The 5,422-nt window shown below is 67.9% G+C and carries 6 protein-coding genes and 1 pseudogene; 5 read left to right on the top strand and 2 right to left on the bottom strand.

The genetic code is table 11. From position 1 onward, the window contains the following. Positions 1-206: 206 nt before the first annotated feature. Positions 207-890 (bottom strand): sulfotransferase family protein, encoded by a 684-nt coding sequence (locus tag AC08OV_RS22860; RefSeq protein ID WP_476620291.1) that lies wholly within the window; start codon positions 888-890, stop codon positions 207-209. Then, a complete protein-coding gene (locus AC08OV_RS22855; RefSeq protein ID WP_476615388.1) occupies positions 824-1,387 on the bottom strand; it encodes a sulfotransferase family protein in 564 nt (187 codons plus the stop codon). Before AC08OV_RS22855 ends, AC08OV_RS22860 begins: the two co-directional genes overlap by 67 nt. 445 nt (positions 1,388-1,832) lie before the next feature. Between AC08OV_RS22855 and AC08OV_RS22850 the strand changes: the two are divergent. The 5 genes and pseudogenes from AC08OV_RS22850 to AC08OV_RS22830 all read left to right on the top strand — a co-directional run. Continuing rightward, positions 1,833-1,988, top strand: a pseudogene (locus AC08OV_RS22850) (hypothetical protein); the annotation flags it as partial. 202 nt (positions 1,989-2,190) lie between these two features. After that, positions 2,191-3,681, top strand: a complete 1,491-nt coding sequence (locus AC08OV_RS22845) for an MFS transporter (RefSeq protein WP_476615387.1) — start codon at positions 2,191-2,193, stop codon at positions 3,679-3,681. Between the two features lie 139 nt (positions 3,682-3,820). Then, positions 3,821-3,949 (top strand): hypothetical protein, encoded by a 129-nt coding sequence (locus AC08OV_RS22840; RefSeq protein ID WP_476620290.1) that lies wholly within the window; start codon positions 3,821-3,823, stop codon positions 3,947-3,949. 168 nt (positions 3,950-4,117) lie between these two features. After that, positions 4,118-4,555, top strand: coding sequence for a cupin domain-containing protein (locus AC08OV_RS22835; protein WP_476615386.1), 438 nt, complete (start codon positions 4,118-4,120; stop codon positions 4,553-4,555). A 78-nt stretch (positions 4,556-4,633) separates the two neighbouring features. After that, a complete protein-coding gene (locus AC08OV_RS22830) occupies positions 4,634-5,368 on the top strand; it encodes an SDR family oxidoreductase (protein WP_476615385.1) in 735 nt (244 codons plus the stop codon). The last annotated feature ends 54 nt before the right edge of the window (positions 5,369-5,422 follow it).

The raw sequence follows: 5,422 nt of genomic DNA, 5'->3' as shown, positions 1-5,422 counted from the left end.
ACGTTCTCTTACGCCTACGCGGGGTTGGTCGGGCTTGGACTCGGTCAGGACCTTCTGGAGCGATCCCGCCGAACACCCGGTCACGGCCCACCTGTCCCTCTTCCCGCATCCCTGCCCCGCTGCCCGCGGCGTCACGCCTTCGAGCGGCTGCGCGCCAAAGCAGTCCATCTGCTCGACGAGCACGTCAGGAACAACGGCATGCCCACTCAGATCAGGGCTCCGAGTCGGGCGTTGACCTCCTCGGCGCTGATGCCGAAATCGGCTAGGTCGTAACGGTGAGCACGCAGGCGGGCCTCCTCTGCCAGCACGGCCGACATGGCGGGGCGGACCTCCTCGGGAAGATCCCATCCGAGGTGGCGGTAGATGTCGGCGACCGTGGCCAGCGGGTCGGCAATGAAGTCGGCGAACTCGATGTCGTAGAACCTGCTTGGGTTGTGTCTGGCCCGGTCCGCGGCGAAGCGCTGGAGGTTGCGCGCGGCGATCTCGAGCACGAAGGGGCCGATCGCCTCGCCGTGGAAGGTGCTGGACGTGGGGGCGAGCTTGCTCGCCAAGCTGCAGGCCGATCCCAGAACCGTGCTGGCGGGCCTGCGGTGGGTCCGGATTATCAGAGCGTCGGGATAAGTCGTCAGCAAGGCGTCCAGACACGGCAGGTGACTGTGGCATTTGAGCACCCAGCGGCGCTCGGGATCGCGCAGCCCGATCAGCTGCAGATTGCGCCGGTGCCGCTGGTACGCGCCAGTCCAATCCTGGTCTGCGATCCACGCGGAGTAGGTCGGCAGGTGCCCGGTATATTCAAGAAGGCTCGAGAGCATTGATTGGCGGATCAACCGCCAACACTCCTCGACCGCGTCGGCGATGCGATTGTGATTGATTGGCGGATCAACCGCCAACACTCCTCGACCGCGTCGGCGATGCGATTGTGAATGCCCAGATAGCCCGGATGTTGCGCGACGAAGCCGGCGATGTCCTGCTGGGTCTGCCGGAAGACCGGGTTGGTCGGCCAGGTCGAGACCGGCGGCCGGGGCTGGGGAGCGTAGGTCAGCCACAGTTCGACGCCCTGGTTGGCCGGGTCGGCGGCGAGCAGCCGGTGCAGGGTGGTCGTGCCTGTGCGCGGCATGCCGACGATGAACACCGGTCGCTCGATCGGTACCTGGGCATGCTCGGGGTATTCGCGCCACCCGGCCTCACTGAAAAGGCGGGAAACCAGGATTCCGCACAGATTGTCGCGGACCATTCGGATGCCGTCCGCAGTCAGGGCGGCCTCCTGCTCGTAGGAGGCAAGGACGACCTCCAGCCCCTCGAGGTAGTCCGGCGGGCCGAAGTCGGAAAGCCCGGTGAGATCGGAGGCCTCGGCGTGTAGTTCCTCGATTGTGCCGATCGTGTCCACTGAACAGGCTCCTGTAATTCATGGGGCAGCGTTATTGAACTGTCGCAAGGATGGGCTCGTCCCGCCGCAAAGCTCGGTCGAGCCCGTTGGGTGGCTTCGCCGACGCAGGTCGCGCACATGGCGGGCCTACCGGCGGATGGAGTACGTCCAAGCCGTCCGAGGACGGTTCGGCGAAGGCAGCGGAGAACTCGCTGCGGCAGAGGTCGGGTCCAGGGTCGGGACGTCCGCCAACAGAATAGACCAACTGAGCGTGCGAGCGGCATGGCGATAAGCTCATCCAATCGAAGCCGATGCTCGTGACATCGATAAAGTGAGTGCCCGCCGCCCAGGGTATTGGGGCTCTTCGCGGTTCGCCGGACGGCGTATTTGGCCGCTGACCTTCTATGATGCCTGGTGGTGGCTGGTGTAGCCGTAGGTCGGGGTAGAGAACGAGGCCGCCGCCCGCGAGGCGCTGCCACCCGCGGCGCTGGCCGTCGGCCCGTTCCACGTCGTCCATCTGGCCAACGGGGCCGTCAGCGACGTCCGCCGCCGCGTCACCTACGCCCGTCCCACCCGGCCGCTCCCAGTCACCACCAACCCAGCAGCAACCGTAATCGGCTAACTACAGATTCCGGCCAACTACGAGGAGTCAGTATTGTTATGAGAATGTCACGTAGGTCGTCAGGGAGAGGGCCGGCGGCGGTGTGGGCGCGGTCGGTCAGATCGTGGCCCTGCCGGTGGTCGGGAGAGCCAACCGCCAATGGAGTCGCCTATGAGGCGCTCTCACCTCGCCTACTTTGCGTCCTACAACGATCGGAACGCTGATGGCGTCGATGCCGCCCGAGCTGGGCAAGGGCCGGCGGCACGTGGTGCTGGTGATCTGCTGCTCGAGCCTGTTCATTGTCGCGCTGGACGCGACGATCCTCAACGTCGCCCTGCCGTCGATCAGGAACGACCTCCATGCCGCCGACTCCGGGCTGCAGTGGACGATTGACGCCTACGGCCTGGTGCTGGCAAGCCTGCTGCTCTTCTCCGGCTCGATGGGCGACCGGTTCGGGCGCAGGCGCGTGTTCCAGACCGGGCTGACGCTGTTCTCCTTCGGGTCGCTGCTATGTAGCCTGGCACCTGGGCTTGGCTGGTTGATCGCGTTCCGGATGATCCAGGCGGTCGGCGGGTCGATGCTCAACCCGGTCGCGCTGGCGATCATCACCAACACCTTCACCGAGCCCCGGGAGCGGGCGCGCGCGATCGGCATGTGGGGCGGGGTGATCGGCCTGAGCATGGCACTGGGACCGGTTCTCGGCGGCCTGCTGGTCGACACGGTCGGCTGGCGGTCGATCTTCTGGATCAACGTGCCGATCGGCATCGTCGCGATGGTGCTCACCGGCCGGTACGTGCCCGAGTCGAGGGCGCCGCGGGCCCGGCGGTTCGACCCGGCGGGCCAGGCGCTCGTCGCCGTCACCCTCGGCACCCTCGCTTACGCAATCATCGAGGCGCCGGCCGCCGGCTGGGCGGCCCCCCGGACGATCGTCATGTTCATCGTCGCCGCCCTTGCCCTGACCGGGCTCGTCGTGTGCGAGACGCGGCGCCAGGACGCCCTGCTGGATGTGCGGTTCTTCCGCAGCGCTCCGTTTGCCGGTGCCACCGTCATCGCGCTCTGCGCCTTCGCGGCGTTAGGCGGCTTCCTCTTCCTGAACACGCTCTATCTGCAGGTCGTGCGCGGCTACTCGGCGCTGCACGCCGGCCTGCTGACGCTACCGATGGCGGCCCTCGCGGCGGTGACGCCGCCGATTTCCGGCCGGCTCGTGGCCAGCCACGGGCCGCGGCCGTCGTTGATCACCGCCGGGATGGCGTTGCAGGCCAGCGGCGTCCTGCTATCCCTCCTGGGGACGCAGACCAGCCTGGCGCCGGTCATCTGCGCCTACGTGCTCTTCGGCGTCGGGTTTGGGATGGTCAACGCACCGACCACGAATATCGCGCTGTCCGGGATGCCAGTCGCCCAAGCCGGCGTCGCGGCAGCGGTCTCCGGTACCAGCCGGCAGATCGGCTTGGCGCTCGGCGTCGCGATCTTCGGCTCGGTAGCCGCGCATCACGTTGCGGGCCGTCCTGGCGTGACGACCATCGACCCGACCAGCGCGCCCGCCTGGTGGATCATGGTTGGCTGTGGGCTCGCCATCGCCGTGCTTGGCGTGCTCACCACCGGCCGGTGGGCGCGCGGCACGGCGGCCCGCACCGCGGTGCTCTTCACCCCCCAGCCAGTGCTGCCGGAGGCCGAGGCGGTCGCGAGCGTCTCCGGCGGAGCGGGGCCGCCCTGACCGAGCGCGGTCTCAGCGGGGGGACGCGCGCAGGTGCGCGCGGGCACGCGACCAGCAAAGGCCAAACCACAGGTCAATCGGCTCTGTTGCATGCGGCCAAGGCGGGACCTGCGTGCTGGTACTTGGGCATGATCAGGTGATGGTTCGAGATGCGGTCGCTCCGCCGCTGCCGGTGTCGGAGTTCGCGAGGTTCCGGTTCCCTCCCGGGGTGATCGTGCTGGCGGTCCGCCCGGAGGTCGGTGTCGGCGCCTTGACTCGATGCGGCTGATCTTCTGCTGGCCTCGGTCATGGCGTCAGCGGTCTCTTCCTGATCCTTGGCGTGCGACCGGTCAGGTCTGGGAAATCAAGAGGAGGTGAGCCGTCACAACCCGCGTGGTTGTCCGGTCTTACGAGGTGAGCGGACCCTTCGCATCCCCTTCTCCAGGGAGGTCTTTCCATGTCGGGCGTCGAGTCGACGACCGCCGGGCAGAAGCCACGATCGAACGCGTGGCAGTCGGCGATCACCGTGGTGCAGGAGACGGAGCCTTCTTGCATCCCGGCGGGTGCGCACGCGATGACCATCGTCGTCGAGTTCCCGCCGGGCGACCCTGGTACCCCTCCGCACCGGCACACCGGACCGGCCTTCGGCTATGTGCTGGACGGCGAGATGGTGTTCGAGCTCGAAGGTGAGCCGGCGCGTGTCGTCCGGGCCGGCGAGGCGTTCTGGGAGCCGGGTGGCGACGTCATCCACTACCAGGACGGCAACAACCGCGACGACATCCCCGTGCGCTTCACCGTCACCATGCTCTGCGAACCGGGCAAACCGATGCTTTCGCTCGTGGACGAGGAGGAGCTCGTCCGGCGTAAGAACCGCCGAGCCTCGCGCACAAACTGACCGTGAGCTCAGCTAGACCGCCCCGTCGTACCCACATAATCGGACATTTCACCTCCGCGAAACCGGAAGGCCAAGAAGATGAAGATCGCTGTCATCGGTGGGACCGGGCTCATCGGATCGAAGGTGGTCCGGATCCTGAACGCGAGCGGGCACGAGGCAGTGCCGCACTCGCCGTCCACCGGCGTGGACCTGCTGCGCGGGCAGGGCCTGCCCGAGGCGATGGAGGGGGCCGATGTCGTCGTCAACCTGACGAACTCGCCGACCTTCGACGACGCCTCGCCCGCGTTCTTCCAGACGACCATGGACAACCTGCTCACGGCCGCCAAGGCCGCCGGCGTCAGCCACGCCGTCATCCTCTCGATCGTGGGCGCCGACCAGGTGCCGGGCCTGGTCTACTATCGCGCCAAGGTGCTGCAGGAGAACATCCTCAAGGCCGGCCCCGTGCCGTACTCGATCGTCCGCGCCACGCAGTTCTTCGAGTTCATCGACGCGGCGCTGTCCTGGACCACCGATGAGAACACCGTCCGCCTGCCCGCCACGCGCGTCCAACCCATCGCCGCGGTCGACGTCGCCCAGGCCGTGGCCGACGTCAGCGTGGGCACCCCGCTGCAGGGCACCCGCAACGTCGCCGGCCCCGAGGTCTTCGCGCTCGACGAACTGGGCAAGATCACCCTCGCCGCCCACGGTGACCATCGCACCGTCGTCACCGACAACAGCGCCGGCATATTCGCCGCCGCCTCGGGCGACGTCCTCATCGCCAAGGACGGCGCCGCCATCGCCAGGACCACCTACCGGGGGTGGCTCGCGCGCTGACTTGGCCAGGGCCCGCGCGACATCCGTCGCCCGGCCCCGTCAGGAATCCTCGTA

The sequence above is a fragment of the Frankia sp. CeTa3Moorea genome (assembly GCF_978021225.1).
This window is presented reverse-complemented; position numbering and strand designations above follow the sequence as displayed.

Excerpts from the sequence above, each read along its gene's own strand:
- AC08OV_RS22845 (WP_476615387.1), top strand. The coding sequence starts at position 2,191 with ATGGCGTCGATGCCGCCCGAGCTGGGCAAGGGCCGGCGGCACGTGGTG.
- AC08OV_RS22835 (WP_476615386.1), top strand. The coding sequence starts at position 4,118 with ATGTCGGGCGTCGAGTCGACGACCGCCGGGCAGAAGCCACGATCGAAC.
- AC08OV_RS22840 (WP_476620290.1), top strand. The coding sequence starts at position 3,821 with ATGGTTCGAGATGCGGTCGCTCCGCCGCTGCCGGTGTCGGAGTTCGCG.
- AC08OV_RS22830 (WP_476615385.1), top strand. The coding sequence starts at position 4,634 with ATGAAGATCGCTGTCATCGGTGGGACCGGGCTCATCGGATCGAAGGTG.